Raw genomic sequence first — 14,345 nt, 5'->3', positions numbered from 1 at the left:
TACGTTTTGGGTGTTGGTGGGGTCACCGCAGCCCTGAATGCGCTCAGCGGCTAGAAATGCACCCATAACAGCCAATGGAGAAAGCGTGCCCAGCCCTATAATCAGCGCCGCAATACCGGAACCGAGACCGAACAGGTTCATAGGGCCGCGGTAAAGCGAAAGAGGTGCGAGCAGTGCAAAGAACAGGATGTAACCGATGCGATTTGACGGAACTACCGCTAGCAGGAAGGGGTTGAGCACCTCTTTTACCATGCTGTGGGTTACGGCCAGGTACAAAATACCGATGCCGATCATCAGAATGATGGCGGGGCCGCTGTCGGTGATGCCGTCGTAGCAGGTTTTCACCAGCATGTTCATCGCCTTGGAAAAACCCTTGGCGGTGAAAAGCAGTATCCAGAGTATGCCGACCATAAATGCGGGAACCACAGGGAATTTGAACACAGCCACCAGCAAAATGGGGATAAGCGGTGTAATCATAGCAAATCCGCCGCGCGCGCCCTTGATTGCCCTGTCATTCTCCTCGGCTGTCTTAATTGGGGCAGAAAACGCAAATTTTACGCCGTTTCTCTTAAACTCAACAAAAATAAGAATTAGAGTAGCGAGCGCAGTGGCCACCAACAAGTAAATTTCAAAGCCTTTGATTACCTCAATATCCAAATTGAAAATGCTCGAAAAGGTCTTCCAGTTGGCAATGTTAAAGGTAAGCCCGGTGGTAAACGCCATTAAAAAAATACATGCCGCGCTCATAGCGGGTACGCCCACCGAAATTAGAATTGGCAATACAATAGAACCTACCATGATAATGGAGCCCAGACCGCTCAGTGTGGTGAATAGTATCGCACAGGCGGCCACCATAATGAGGGTAACAACAAGGGGGCGGTCGCCGCCCAGCTCGGCGCTCTTTTTAATAATAGTTTCCGTAACGCCGGTTTTGTTCATCAATTGGCCCAGCCAAGCGCCGAATACTACAGCCATAATGGCAGAGCCCATACGTACAGTACCAGCCTCTAACACGGCCTGCAGCCAGCCGATAGCCGCTCCATCGGCGTTGGTGCCAACAGCGGGCACGCCGGCGATAATGCAGATAACCACCGCCATCAGCGGGAGCGCAAGCAAAGTCGGAATTTTCTTCATCATCATAAATGCCGCTATGACGACAAAGGCAACAATAATCAGGGAACCTTGCAGCATAATCTACTACTCCTCTTTTTAGGGGATTTCCCCCTTTATTTTTAAACCGCACAGCACGGCTTACTGACAAGTTTAAAGCGACTCGATGACATCCCGAAAGGCGGTACAGGCCCGTTTTACCTCTTGTGCTCCCGGCTCCTTGCCCATAACTACCGCACCAATCATTACAGCCTTGCAGCCGGCCTCGTACAGGTGGCGAGCTTCTTCGGACCGAATCTTTTTTTGCGTGGGGATTAGGGTAGGCTTACCCGCCTTGGCAGAAATATCGGTGTAACGCAGCAGGTCAGCATAGTTTAGCGGGGTGCCATAGGCCTCGCCCGGCTGAATGCTGCATTCCAGCACATCAATTTTACTCAACCTTACCGCGTCCAACGTATTTTGGTCATAAGTACAATCGATGGCGGGCATTTTGGTGAGCACCTTCGACTCCATCATGTAAGCGGGCAAGTGCTTTGCGTAGGCCGAAAAGAAATCCAGTCCCATCGCCTCCAGTTCCAGCCGTTCATCATTGGAGACAAAGGCTTCTTCTCCACCGGGCACCAGCCCCACAGGGACTTTACCGCACAGCGCAATCAGATCTCGCAAAAAGTTCTTGTTCTCAGCATAGGTGCCAAAGGTATGCCCGCTGGCGCGGTGCCACACGTTGGCATGCACCTTGACAGCCTGGGCGCCACCCTCCAGCGCTGCCTCGGCAAGCGATAGATTGTTGGAAGGCAAACTCACCACCAACGTCAGTTTGTTCTCGTTTAAAAGCTTGTGTAAAATCATGAAAAGGCTCCTCCTTCTGTTTGGTCATACCCCGCAGCAGAGAACCGTTTGCCGAATTTTTGCCGCTATGACGGCATCCTGCCCGCACGCGGCGGGCTGTACCGCCTGAATGGCAGGAGCCTCCCGGGGGGCAAGGCTGCGGGTCACCAATCCACGGACAACATCTACAAAACCGGTGCAGCGTGCGGGCATTCCTGAAAGCAGCACGGCTTCCAACGGGAAAAGGGTACAAAGCATGGCCACCGTAACGGCAAGCTGCTGCGCCAGCAAAGCGAGCCACCCTTGTGCCTGCCGCAGGGCGGGCAGGGTTTGCTCCTCGGTTTGGATGGTGATTTCTTCGGCGGCGGTTAGGCTCGGCAGGTTCTCACCGATACTTTGGAACAAAGGTGTGATGTCGGTACGGGCACCTTCGCGCAGGGTTAACGGCTGCCCCTCTAAGGTAATACCGGCAAGCACCCGCTCGCCTATAGAAATATAGGCGCTGTTTTTTGCAGGGGTGTTTTCAGCCTGCGCAAGCGCATTGGCCATAGAATAAACCTGTGTATATTCCTCCGTAACGGGAATTCGGAACTGGGTTAAGAGCGCCTCCCGCAGGGAGATGGTAGCGGAGGACAGCGAGGTGGAATACATCACATTGAATTCACCGGACTGCATATCCTCCTGAAACAAAAGGCCCAGCCCCGCTAAACGCCCGGCGCGCAGCTTTTCGCCCCCGCAGTGCTCAAACACCGCCGCCGTAATGGCAATAAGCAGTTCGTTTCCGGTAATGTAGTGGCTGGCAAGCTGCACATCGGTCATTCTTTCGAGCGCCATATCAAAAAGGTGCAGGCTTGCGCCGTTACGGCCAATCTCTACCACACCAATGATGCCATAATTGCGATTGATGGCAACCTCAATACGGCTGCGCCCTCCGGTGGATATCGTAACACCCGTTTCAACCAGCAGTTCTTCTTCGAGCAACTCACTCACCAGAACCGATACCGTGCTGGGGGAAAGCTCGGTTGCCTGTGCAAGCTCGGTTCGCGACATCCCCCCCTCATGCAATATGGTGTTGAGTATTATTTGACGGTTGCGTCTTTTCATATCATGCAATCCGCTTTTCTTCAAACTTTTTTCATCCTTTCGGTAATCCCGGCTGCTTTTCACTAAAACCGGGGGCTTATTTCGGAGCTCGAACTCGTTATTTCGGAGTTCGAATTAACTTTACTTTTACTATAGCACTGCCTTTTCCGAATTGCAATGCTCTTATTTCGTTTCTCATGTTCCTCTAATTAAGAGGGGGATTTTTCGGTTAAAACAGAGAATTTTTACCGATTAAACGTTCAATAGCATTGCCTTTGCCTAAAAAATTAAGGTCGTTCATTTTTTCTTTTCTAATTCTTCAAATTGGCACAATGTGGGCAACACATTTTCAACACATTGGTACAGTAAATTTAGGTCAGTGGTTATGCAAACAGCCACAAATGCTTTTTTCACTGTATCCCTTTGTTTGGCTGATTTGAATATGTAATCAGCAGGGCTGGTAATCGGCGGTGCCGCTGTTCTGGCGGCTGCTGCCTGCGTCATCACCTTTGCACTGCCCAAAAACACACAGAACACCCTATCCACTTAGAAAGAAAGCAAGGTAACGCGCGGAGACATCACCGCAGGCATCAGCGAAACAGGTACTCTCTCTATCGCTTATGAAACGGTGAAGTATGAAATCAGTGCCTCTAAAATGGAGGATTTGGGGCTGAGCGTAAGCGAGCAGGAGGTATATGTAAAGTCGGGGCAAAAGGTGGCGGCGGGCGACCCGTTGCTTCGTATCTCTACCGCTGATTTATGGGTAGCGAACACCTCAAGGTGCTGGATGACATCAACCTCACTGTTGAGAAGGGCGAGTTTCTTGCCATTCTCGGCTCCTCGGGCTCGGGCAAATCAACACTGATGAGCATCATCGGCTGTATGGATACCTTCGACTGCGGCGAATATATTTTGGATCAAAATCAGATTCAGACGATGAAGGATTCACAGCTCACCAAAATACGCAATAAAGAAATTGGCTTCATCTTTCAGCGCTATCAGCTCATCCCCAGCTACACAGTGATGCAGGATGTGATGATCCCGCTGATTATCCGCGGTTACACCCGCAGGCAGGCACAGCCGCTTTGCGAACAATATCTCGAATCGGTGGGGCTTTCCGACCGCAGCAGGCACAAGCCCAGCGAGCTTTCGGGCGGGCAGCAGCAACGCGTTGCCATTGCGCACGCACTCATCGGCAGCCCGAATATTCTGCTTGCCGGCGAACCAACCGGCGCGCTGGACAGCTCTACGGGCGGCGAGGTGCTGGAGCTGTTCGGGCAGCTGAATGCGTAGGGACATACCATTATTATGATTACACATGACATGAACGTGGCAAGCCATGCCAAGCGCGTGGTACACATTGTGGATGGTCGACTGTACCGCCAATAAGAGCAAGGCCCTCTCAAAATTAGCTTTCCCATCCATATTAAGGCGCAAAAAATCCCCGTGCATTTTCGCAGCACGGGGATTTTTCCGCATTTATTTCAGCTTTTTTACCCTAAGAGCACGCATGGAGTTGAGAATTGCAATCACCGAAACGCCGACGTCTGCAAACACTGCCTCCCACATCGTGGACATGCCAAAGGCAACCAGTACCAATACCAGCACCTTAACCACCAGCGCAAACACTATGTTCTGTTTGACGATTCTGAGCGTTTTACGTGAAATCTTCATCGCAGTAGCAATGCGCGAGGGCTCATCGGTCATGATGACGATATCAGCTGCTTCGATTGCCGCGTCGGAACCCAGCCCGCCCATTGCAATACCAATGTCCGCCCGCGCAAGCACCGGCGCATCGTTGATGCCGTCGCCCACAAAGGCGAGCTTGCCTTTACCTGTTTTTTGGGTAAGCAGCTTCTCCATCTGCTCCACCTTGTCGGCGGGCAGCAGCTCGGTGTAAGCTTCGTCAAGCCCCAGCTCTTTTGCAACCGCTTCGCCTACAGCCTTCGCATCTCCGGTGAGCATCACAGTCTTTTTCACACCGCCCGCTTTAAGAGCAGCAATTGCATGTTTGGCATCGGGTTTTATTTGGTCGGCAATTACAATGCAGCCACGGTAAACACCATCTGCCGCAACGTGCACCACAGTGCCTATAGCGTCAACTGCTTGGTACGTAATCTGGTGTGTATCCATCAGCCTTGCATTGCCTGCCAACACGGTTTTTCCATCTATCACCGCTTTTACACCCTGCCCTGCGGTCTCTTCTACGTCTGCGACACGGCTGTTGTCAATTGCCTTACCGTACGCCGCTTTGATGGACAACGAAATGGGATGGTTGGAGTATGCCTCGGCGTATGCGGTAAGCTCTAGAAGCTCATTGTCGCTCACGCCCTGAGGGTACAGCTCTGTTACGGCAAAACGGCCTTTGGTGAGCGTACCGGTTTTATCAAACACCACCATTTCGGTGTCGGCAAGCGCCTCGAGGTAGTTGCTGCCTTTAATCAACACGCCGCATTTGGATGCACCGCCGATGCCGCCGAAAAACCCAAGCGGAATGGAGATGACCAGCGCACAGGGGCAAGATACCACAAGGAACGAAAGTGCACGGTAAATCCAATCGTTCCACACACCGCCAAACAGCAGCGGCGGAGCCACGGCGAGAACTACCGCAATGCCTACTACAATGGGGGTATAATATTTCGCAAATTTTGTAATAAAGTTCTCGGCATTCGCTTTTTTACTGCTTGCGTTCTCAACAAGGTCAAGAATTTTGGAAACAGTCGATTCACCAAATTCCTTTGTCACCTCAATGTTTAAAACACCGGTGAGGTTGATGCACCCGCTGAGAACCTCGCTGCCTGCCTCAGCTTCGCGCGGCAGCGACTCTCCGGTAAGCGCCGAGGTATCAATCGTAGAGGCACCTTCAATCACTTTGCCGTCCAGCGGAATTTTCTCGCCCGCCTTCACTACAATGATGTCGCCAACCTCAACATCCTCCGGGCTACCTTTGATCAGCTCGCCATTTACCAGCACGTTTGCATAGTCGGGGCGAATGTCCATCAGCCCTGCAATGGATTTTCGTGAACGGTTTACCGCATAATGCTGGAACAGCTCACCAATTTGGTAGAACAGCATAACCGCAACGCCCTCGGGGTATTCACCAATACAGAACGCACCCACCGTTGCAATGGACATCAGAAAATTTTCATCAAATACCTTGCCCCGAAAAATATTCTTGATTGCCTTCCACAAAATATCTGCGCCGATGAACAAGTATGCGATGAGAAACATCAAAAACTCGGTGAGCAGCGTCATATCAGGCATGAGCATTGCCGTTGCCAGGATGATGCCCGTACCGATAATGCGAATTATCTGGGTGCGTAAGTAACCGTCCCCCGCATCCGCATGGTTGTGGTCGTCATCCTCTTCTTCATCCTCGTCATGTTCGTCTGCGTGATTATGCTCATCATCGCAGCCACAGCAACCACCTTCACAGTCGTCATGCCCGTGACCATGGGCATGTGCATGAGAATGGTGCGCAACGCCTTTTGATTTGCGCGCTTTTTTTGCCATGGTTACCGTTACGTCGGGTTCAATTTTTGTAATTACCGCTTTTGCCTTCTCCAGGGCTGCATCAAACTGGTCATCTGCTGCCTCAATAATCAGCTTTTTGGTCATGAAGTCAACTGTAACGTTTTGTACCATATCCAACGCGCCCACTGCACGCTCTAGCTTTGCAGCGCAGTTAGCGCAATCCAAGCCCTCCAGATAAAATGTCTTCTTCATCTCTTGTTCTCCATTCTCATGTCGTTTATCAAAATTTTGGCGCTGCCGACCTTAGGATTTGCAGCTGTTAAGTGAAACGTATTCGCAGATTATTCTTGTACATGTTCCAAGCCTTGGTCAAGGATGGTTTTAATGTGGTTGTCTGACAAGGAGTAGAACACGGTTTTGCCGTCTCGGCGGTTTTTCACCAAACGCGAGGTTTTCAGCACACGCAGCTGATGTGAAATTGCGCTTTGGCTCATTTTAAGCAGCTGTGCAATGTCGCATACGCACATTTCAGACTCAAACAGCACATACAGTATTTTAATGCGTGTTGAATCGGCAAATATCTTAAACAAGTCGGCCAGATCGTAAAGGGTTTCTTCATCGGGCATGTTATTCTCTACATCGTTTACAATATCCTCATGAACATGCATAAACTCGCAGCGCTCAACAGCCTCATCATTACTTCGCATCTATGTTCATCCTCTCATATGAATAACTGTTCATATGAATAATAGCATTTGCCCTTTGCTTTGTCAAGTATTCAATCAATTTTATTTACAATAAAAAACAAAATATTTTGTTACAAAAAATCAACTTGGCATCTTTACATCCTATGCATGCAAAAAGAGAACGGATACCAATCGGTATCCGTTCCCGCTAGTCCCAGCTTTGTGTTGCTAGGTGCTGCTGCAATGCCTTTAGCATTTTTTCGCGGCGCTTGTAATCGGGCAGCACGTCCTCCACCACCTGCCAAAATGCTGAAGAATGGTTGTGCTGGCGGATATGCGCCAGCTCATGTACCACGACATAATCCACTGCGTCGGGGTGAGCCAATACCAGTCGCCACGAAAAGTTGAGGCTGTTTTTACCCGAGCATGAACCCCAGCGAGTACGTGCACCGCTTATTTTAACGGCACTGGGGGTAAGCCCCATCACAACGCCGTACTTTTGTACCCGCGAGGCAAGCTCGCGCTGTGCCAACGTGCGGTAAAGTGCCGTTACAGCAGGGCGCACCTGCTCAAAGCTGCCTTGCGGAATCAGAAAATGTTCACCGTCAAACACAGCTTTTTTACCCTGCACTGCTATGGCGGGGTATTCCCTGCCAAGCAGCATTAACGTATTGCCAATTGCAAAGCTCTCGCGTGCCAATACCCGCTCGCGCATAGCATTTACGTGCGCTGATACCCAGCCCTGCTTTTGCCGCACAAAAGCATCGATGGTGCCCTGCGGCATACGCAGCGGGGCGCGCACCTCAACCTCTGCCTGTGGTGTAATGTGAATCGCCAGTGTTTTGCGCTTTGAGCGTATCAGCTTGTACTGCGTCATCAATAGCCCAGTTCTTCGCCTACTAAAATCACCTTAATGCGGTTTTTAATGCGCTGCTGTGCACATACCACATAGGTGCAGCATATTCTGCCCTCGCTGCTGCATCCGCTTGTCATGCAGCTGTTGCCCGACGCAAAAGCCACACACTCACCTTTTTCATGGCAATAGGTGGTACAGTTCAGGCGCTCGCAGTTGGCGGGGGCGGCAATGGTTTTCACACGAACCGCTGCATCGTCAAGGTTTTTGCATAGCTTGTTGCTGCCCACCACCATAATCACCGACTCGGGGCCAAATACAATCGCAGCGGTGCGGTTTCCAATGCCATCTACATTGTAGAGCTCGCCGTTTTCGGTAACCGCGTTGCTGCTGCATAAAAACGCATCCGCAAAAAAAGCCTCGCGCTGTACCCTTGGCTTATCCTCAGGGGCACAACGGTCTCTGTCAATCAGGTGATATCGCCCGCTGCGCAGCAGTTCCATCACGCCGCTTTCCTCCAACGACATCGAGCCACCAAACGCAACCGAACTGCCGTCTCTCAGCAGCTCTGCCACCTTTGCGGGCACATCTTCCTTGCGCTCTACATAAATGCCCATCATATTATTCTTTTCAAGTGCGGCAATGGTTTTTTTAATGCGCTTCTCCATTACCTTTCTTGCATTTTGATCCATAACTATCGATCCTTTCTGTTGTTAAATAACCAGCCCCCCGTTGGGACTGATGATCTGTCCTGTGATAAAATTCGACTGATCGGACGCAAGAAAATAAATGAGGTTGGCGACATCGCTGCCCTGCCCAATAACACCGAGCGGCGTTTCCTCCTTGAGCTGCGCCAAGGCATCAGGGGGCAAGGCTGCGTTCATTTCGGTATCGATCACACCGGGGGCGACGCAGTTTACCTGAATGTTCGACAGCCCCAGCTCTTTGGCAAGTGCCTTGGTAAAGCCGATGACCGCCGCCTTTGCGGCAGAATAATGCACCTCACAGCTACCGCCCGCAATCCCCCATATGCTGGAAAGATTGATAATTTTGCCTACGTGGCTGTCAATCATTCCGCGCACCACCGCCTGTGTGCAGTGGTACATGCCTTTGACGTTCACATCGAACATGCGGTCCCAATCCTCGGCGGTAATATCGGTAAACAGCAGCTGCTGAGCAATGCCGGCGTTATTTACCAAAGCATGGATGCCACCGAACTGCGCCTGCACCTGCCGCACCATGTCCTGCACCTGCCGCACGTCGGTAATATCCGCCTGCACGGCCATCACCGCTGTGCCCTGTGCCTTTAGCTCAGCAGCAAGGGCATCGGCACGTGCACCGCTGCGGTTATAATTTATTGCAACGTTCCACCCCTGCGCGGCAAAGAGACGTGCAGTGTCCGCGCCTATCCCACGGGACGCACCCGTTATCAACACTGTTTTGCTCAACTCGTCCCTCTTTTCTGATAAAGCTTTTATTCTTGCGTTTCTACATTTAGTATAGCACGCTGTGCCGGCTGATACAAGCGGTTCGGCACGGCATGCAAAAACACCGGCGCAATAAAAATGCACCGGTGTTTTGCAAAGAGAGAGGCGGGCTTTTCCCGCTACTGCTTTGGAATAGTCTTTTATTTACGGAACAAAGCTTTCACCTTATCCCAGAAGCCTGTTTTTTGTTCTTCAATCGTGACTACTTCTCGCACTTCTTCTTTTGTCTTGATCTCATCTGTCTTCATAATAAATTTCACACTGGTATCAGCATCTGCAGGGGCACCTGTGTAGGTAGTAAAGCCCTTGGACGCATCTGAAATTGCCTCTTTGATATGCAGTGCCTGTTTGATTTCATCGGTGAGGTCGGTTACCCTGCCGGTAAGCTCATAGATACCGTCGATTTGGAACTCTTCCACACCGTCGTTCAGCTCTGCTGTTTTGTCCTGCAATTCCTGAGTAGCATCCTTGAGGTCATCTATCGCGTGGCCGATTTTATTCTGACCCTCATACAGCTTATCCAGACCCTCCATCAATTTGCCGCTGCCCGAAGAAAGCTTTTGAAGTGTTGCCGGGATGTTGGACGGGTTTTTGAGCATAGCCGCGATTTCAGGGTTTCTCTCCAGAGCCTTAACAAACTGCGGGTCGGCTTTTATTGCTTCTATCGCTGTCATAACCTGGGTATAGCTCTCCAGCAAAGCTTTGCTCTTCACCTGAACCTCACCGGCAAGCCTTAGCTTCTCCATCATTTCGGGTGTGCTGAGCATGCCCTGTACCGCCTGCCCAATTGCCCCCTGCACCTCTTTAATCTGATTATCGGTGAGCGCCGGGGCAGAAAACGCCTGTGGTGCTTGCACGTAATCTCCGAGCACACGCACACTTTGGGTGTTTTCTGTGCCGCTGAACTTCATCTCCACAGCGGATGCGAAACCTGCTGCTTGATCAGGAAGCGCCGTCACTCCTTGCTTATCTGCAGTATCGTTGTTTTTGGCATCAGCATCTTTGCTTGTGGCTGCATCTATGTCTGTCTCAATCCCCGCATCGGTCTTTGCATCTTCTTTGGGGGTGTCGGTGCCTGCATCTGCTCCTATTTCTTCATCTTTTTGAGCACCGTCTTTTGCGTCGGTTTTTGTTTCATCCTTGGGCGTATCGGCGGTTGTACCCGTCTCGGTTTTTGCGCCCTCGTTGGGGACATCCACAGTTGCATCGGGTGCACGGTCGGCAGGGTCTGCTACAAATCCGGTGTTTCTGCCCAGCAGCAGTCCGACCGTTTCACTTAGTTTTTGCGTAAATCCATTCAGTTCAGCGCCCAGATCTTTGCCGCACAGCGCCTGTAAAAGCTGCAGCTCCTCTGGGCTGTACATATTCGCCTGAAGCCCAGCCAGCCCCTGTTTGAGGGCACCGAGCTGTGCAGGCGGTATGTGCGATACAACATCCTGTATGCCGTTTAATTTTCCGACAAGCCCGTTAATGGCTTTGTAGGCTTCTTTGAAGCCATCCTGAAAATCTCTGTACTTCGAACGGAACGTGCGCATATTGTCATTAAACTCCACGCCTGCATCTGCAAGCTTAATGGTACCGTCATGCAGCTCGTCGGTTGCGTCGTTAAGGTCGTCAATATCGTCAAGCAGATCATCAATATCACTTTCCAGATCGTTATCATCGTCAAACAAATCGCTGTCATTGGCAGCACCGATCATGATAGAGGGTAAGCGGAACTCTTCCGCAAACGCAGTTACTACAAACTCATCCACCATCTTATCTTTAATGTTGCCTATTTCATCATCCAGCAGCCCTTCAAAGCTTTCTTTCAGCCCAGGTACTGTGACGAACGTAACCAGCTGATTGGTGGATTCGTTCATAATCATACCGTCTTCTGCTTTGACATTGCTGAAATTTTCATCGGGCAGATTAAGCAGCACTGCTGTTAAAAACATAGGGGCGATGGGGCGTTCGACCCCGTCGATTACCTGCGTTTCTGTATAGGCGTTGGTGACCTTAATGCGGATTTCGACCTCACCGCTTTTGCCTGCCAGCTCCTCGGCAGAGATACCTTTGCCGTCAAGCTTATAGGTAACCGTTACATTAATAGGCAACGGGTTACCGGTAGTGCCCTGATAGTATACATCCTTATCGTTGGTGTTCCAGCTAAGCTTGCCGTCTTTGAATTCGGGCTTCGCAGCACTTTTCAGGTTTTTGATGTCCTTTAGTATACTGATATCATGCACGCCGGCAAGCCCGATATCGCTGTGTAGCCAACTGCTGACAATCTGCTTTCTTACACTGCCATCATTGTTCAAAAGCACATAAACACTCTCATCCTTGCTGAGCCCCGTGCCGCCGCTTACTCTTGTTTTGTTTTCAGCGGCTGTGGCGGTTTCTGTCAGAGGTGCTTCTGCCGGCTGCACTGCTTGTGCTTTTGCCGTGTTCAGCGCCCATACCGTCTGCGCACCAACCAGCGCTACTGCAAGGCTGATGGCGCATATTTTTTTCAACTTATTTTTCATTGTACAGCTCTCTCCTTACTTAGTTTCTCCGGTTTGCCAAGGAAGTGAATGGTTGTTTTTTCAATTAGCTTGCCAAATACCATGAGGATGGCGGGCATTACGAGAAGTATAACAACCATGCTGATGACTGCACCGCGCGCCAGCATTAGGCACAAGCTTTTGATGAGTTCGATTTTAGAAACCAGCGCAACACCCATAGTTGCCGCAAAAAACGAAAGACCACTGGTGATGATGGACTGCGAGCTGGTTTCAGCCGCAATTTTGACTGCCTCCTGTATTCCATGCCCTGCACGGCGTTCCTCCTGAAAGCGGGTGGTCATCAAAATAGCGTAGTCCACGGTAGCGCCCAGCTGAATTGTTCCAATTACGATGCTTGCAATAAATGGAATGGTAGTGCCCGTAAAGTACGGAACACCCATATTGATCATAATCGCAAACTCAATTGCCGCAACCAGAAGCACAGGGATGGAAATTGATTTAAATACGATAGCGATGATAAAGAACACCACCACAATGGAGGATATGTTGACGTTCTTAAAGTCCTGATCCGAAACTCTAACCAAATCGTTGGTGAGTGCTCCCTCGCCCGCGATGACGGCGTTGTTATCGTAGCTTTTGATAAGCGCATTGATGTCGTCTAGCTGCTTGCTGAGCTCCGGTGTTGCGGGCTTCATACTGGTGTTTACCATAAACATTTTCTTTCCGCCCGCAGCAAAGCTATCCTTCATATCTCCAGGAATAAACTCATCGGGGACGCCCGCACCAAGGAATTTCTCATAGGCAACAACACTGGTGATGCCATCCATCTTTTCGATTTGCTTGCACATATCGCTGATTTGGTAACCCTCTACGCTGTCATCCACTATGATAAAATGGCTGGTCGCCATATCAAACTGCTTTTTCAGCTCATTGGTGCCCATAACCGACGGGAGGTCGGCGGGGAGTGAATCGGTAAGCGTGTAATACACATCGGTTTTGCTTTGTGCAATGGCAAACGGAACAAACAACAGAACCGCCACCACCAGCACAGACTTATGGTGTTTGATTACAAAGTCGCTGAGTTTTGTCAGCTTTGGAATAAAGGTGCGGTGTGTGTACTTGTGAATGGGCTTATCGAAAAACAGGATAAGCGCAGGCAGAATAATAACGGTGCTTAAAACACCCAGTACAACGCCCTTTGCCATGACAATGCCGATATCGGCGCCAAGTGCCAAGCTCATGGTGCACATGGCAAGGAAGCCCGCAATGGTGGTGAGGGAACTACCTGAAATAGAGGTAAAGGTATTGACAATGGCATGTACCATTGCATCCTCACTGTTCATTCCGTTTTCTTTTTCTTCATCGTAGCGGTGCAGCAGGAAGATGGAGAAGTCCATGGTAACGCCGAGCTGCAATACTGCCGCCAACGATTTTGTAATGTAGCAAACCTGCCCCAGAAAAATATTGCTGCCAAGGTTGTAGACTACCGCGAACCCTATGCCCGTAATAAAAATAAACGGCACCAGCCACGATTGCATGCCAAGCATAAGCACCACGACTGAAAGCACCACGGCAACCACTACATAAAACGGCATTTCATTTTCGGCAATGGTTTTAGTGTCTGCTACGATTGCCGACATACCGCCCATAAAGCAGTTTTCTTTGAGCGTTGCATTAATCTGCTCAAGCGCCTTCATTGTGCTGTCGGACGCGCTTTTGTCCGTAAAGGTCACCATCATCATGGTGGCATTTTCGTTGTAATAAATCGAGCGTATCTCCTCAGGCAGCATTTCAGCGGGCACCGATGCATCGAGCACGTCATCCTGCCAGAGAACCTCGTCAACCCCTGGTATCGCCGCAAGCTCTTCCTTTAGGGCCAGCAGGTCGTTCGTTGCCATATGCTCTACGGTAATCATTGCTGTGCCCGCCATATTAAAGTCGTTTTCGAGGTAACCCTGCCCCACCATCGACTCTAAATCATCCGGCAGATAGGTTAAGATATCGTAGTTTACATAGGTACCGATATAACCGATTGCCGCAGGAATCAGCAGTGCCACCGCCATAATAAGAATGAGCACCCTGCACTTTACAATCCACCTTGCAAGCCGTTCCAAATTCGTCATCTCCTCTGTTCTCTCTCTTTTAACGATGTTTGTGTCATAGAAAGTTTATTGTTTTAATGACTATTGGTCATTCATTGCTTACCATTATATTCAAGTTCTGACTATTAGTCAATCATTAAAGTGACCAACAGTCACTCTAATTCTGCGCAAATTTTTGTGTATTGACTACCAGTCATTATAATGCTATGCTTTTTATGAGAACAAAGTAAAGCGGA

The 14,345-nt window shown here is 50.2% G+C and carries 12 protein-coding genes; 1 reads left to right on the top strand and 11 read right to left on the bottom strand.

Annotated features, from left to right (window positions below):
* The 4 genes from RTV33_RS04705 to RTV33_RS04690 all read right to left on the bottom strand — a co-directional run.
* On the bottom strand, positions 1–1,191 hold a 1,191-nt coding region (locus RTV33_RS04705), incomplete at its 3' end, for a C4-dicarboxylate ABC transporter (RefSeq protein ID WP_312642076.1).
* A 72-nt stretch (positions 1,192–1,263) separates the two neighbouring features.
* Positions 1,264–1,959 carry a hypothetical protein gene (locus RTV33_RS04700; RefSeq protein ID WP_312642074.1) on the bottom strand — a complete coding sequence of 232 codons (696 nt, stop codon included), beginning with the start codon at positions 1,957–1,959 and terminating at the stop codon, positions 1,264–1,266.
* Between the two features lie 24 nt (positions 1,960–1,983).
* The gene (locus RTV33_RS04695; RefSeq protein ID WP_312642072.1) at positions 1,984–3,042 is read right to left on the bottom strand and encodes a winged helix-turn-helix transcriptional regulator; all 1,059 of its coding nucleotides are present in this window, start codon (positions 3,040–3,042) and stop codon (positions 1,984–1,986) included.
* Positions 3,043–3,318: 276 nt separating this feature from the next.
* On the bottom strand, positions 3,319–3,528 hold the full coding sequence (locus tag RTV33_RS04690) for a hypothetical protein (protein WP_312642070.1): 210 nt from the start codon (positions 3,526–3,528) through the stop codon (positions 3,319–3,321).
* A gap of 252 nt (positions 3,529–3,780) precedes the next feature.
* Here RTV33_RS04690 and RTV33_RS04685 point away from each other — a divergent pair, with 252 nt between their 5' ends.
* Positions 3,781–4,314: an ABC transporter ATP-binding protein gene (locus tag RTV33_RS04685; RefSeq protein WP_312642068.1), complete on the top strand. Its 534-nt coding sequence runs from the start codon at positions 3,781–3,783 to the stop codon at positions 4,312–4,314.
* A gap of 186 nt (positions 4,315–4,500) precedes the next feature.
* Here the strand turns inward: RTV33_RS04685 and RTV33_RS04680 are convergent, their stop codons facing one another.
* The 7 genes from RTV33_RS04680 to RTV33_RS04650 all read right to left on the bottom strand — a co-directional run bounded on the left by RTV33_RS04680 (position 4,501) and on the right by RTV33_RS04650 (position 14,121).
* Positions 4,501–6,747 (bottom strand): heavy metal translocating P-type ATPase, encoded by a 2,247-nt coding sequence (locus RTV33_RS04680; RefSeq protein ID WP_312642067.1) that lies wholly within the window; start codon positions 6,745–6,747, stop codon positions 4,501–4,503.
* Positions 6,748–6,836: 89 nt separating this feature from the next.
* A complete protein-coding gene (locus RTV33_RS04675; RefSeq protein ID WP_312642065.1) occupies positions 6,837–7,202 on the bottom strand; it encodes a metalloregulator ArsR/SmtB family transcription factor in 366 nt (121 codons plus the stop codon).
* A gap of 187 nt (positions 7,203–7,389) precedes the next feature.
* Positions 7,390–8,058: a SprT family zinc-dependent metalloprotease gene (locus RTV33_RS04670; protein ID WP_312642063.1), complete on the bottom strand. Its 669-nt coding sequence runs from the start codon at positions 8,056–8,058 to the stop codon at positions 7,390–7,392.
* Positions 8,058–8,726 carry a lactate utilization protein gene (locus RTV33_RS04665; protein WP_312642061.1) on the bottom strand — a complete coding sequence of 223 codons (669 nt, stop codon included), beginning with the start codon at positions 8,724–8,726 and terminating at the stop codon, positions 8,058–8,060. Before RTV33_RS04665 ends, RTV33_RS04670 begins: the two co-directional genes overlap by 1 nt.
* Positions 8,727–8,747: 21 nt before the next feature.
* Complete coding sequence (ymfI, locus tag RTV33_RS04660; protein WP_312642059.1) at positions 8,748–9,482, bottom strand: elongation factor P 5-aminopentanone reductase; 735 nt, start codon at positions 9,480–9,482, stop codon at positions 8,748–8,750.
* A 179-nt stretch (positions 9,483–9,661) separates the two neighbouring features.
* Positions 9,662–12,028: a hypothetical protein gene (locus RTV33_RS04655; RefSeq protein ID WP_312642057.1), complete on the bottom strand. Its 2,367-nt coding sequence runs from the start codon at positions 12,026–12,028 to the stop codon at positions 9,662–9,664.
* Positions 12,025–14,121 carry an RND family transporter gene (locus RTV33_RS04650; RefSeq protein WP_396327219.1) on the bottom strand — a complete coding sequence of 699 codons (2,097 nt, stop codon included), beginning with the start codon at positions 14,119–14,121 and terminating at the stop codon, positions 12,025–12,027. The genes RTV33_RS04655 and RTV33_RS04650 overlap by 4 nt, the downstream gene beginning before the upstream one ends.
* Between the last annotated feature and the right edge of the window lie 224 nt (positions 14,122–14,345).

Source organism: Hydrogenoanaerobacterium sp., from assembly GCF_032017025.1.
Classification (GTDB): Bacteria; Bacillota; Clostridia; order Oscillospirales; family Ruminococcaceae; genus Hydrogenoanaerobacterium.
Note: the sequence above shows the minus strand (reverse complement) of the source record. Positions and strands in the feature narration are given on the sequence as shown.

Bases quoted from the DNA above. Each gene is read 5' to 3' on its own strand.
- RTV33_RS04670 (WP_312642063.1), bottom strand. From the start codon at position 8,058: ATGACGCAGTACAAGCTGATACGCTCAAAGCGCAAAACACTGGCGATT.
- RTV33_RS04695 (WP_312642072.1), bottom strand. From the start codon at position 3,042: ATGAAAAGACGCAACCGTCAAATAATACTCAACACCATATTGCATGAG.
- RTV33_RS04700 (WP_312642074.1), bottom strand. From the start codon at position 1,959: ATGATTTTACACAAGCTTTTAAACGAGAACAAACTGACGTTGGTGGTG.
- RTV33_RS04675 (WP_312642065.1), bottom strand. From the start codon at position 7,202: ATGCGAAGTAATGATGAGGCTGTTGAGCGCTGCGAGTTTATGCATGTT.
- RTV33_RS04665 (WP_312642061.1), bottom strand. From the start codon at position 8,726: ATGGATCAAAATGCAAGAAAGGTAATGGAGAAGCGCATTAAAAAAACC.
- RTV33_RS04680 (WP_312642067.1), bottom strand. From the start codon at position 6,747: ATGAAGAAGACATTTTATCTGGAGGGCTTGGATTGCGCTAACTGCGCT.
- RTV33_RS04685 (WP_312642068.1), top strand. From the start codon at position 3,781: ATGGGTAGCGAACACCTCAAGGTGCTGGATGACATCAACCTCACTGTT.
- RTV33_RS04655 (WP_312642057.1), bottom strand. From the start codon at position 12,028: ATGAAAAATAAGTTGAAAAAAATATGCGCCATCAGCCTTGCAGTAGCG.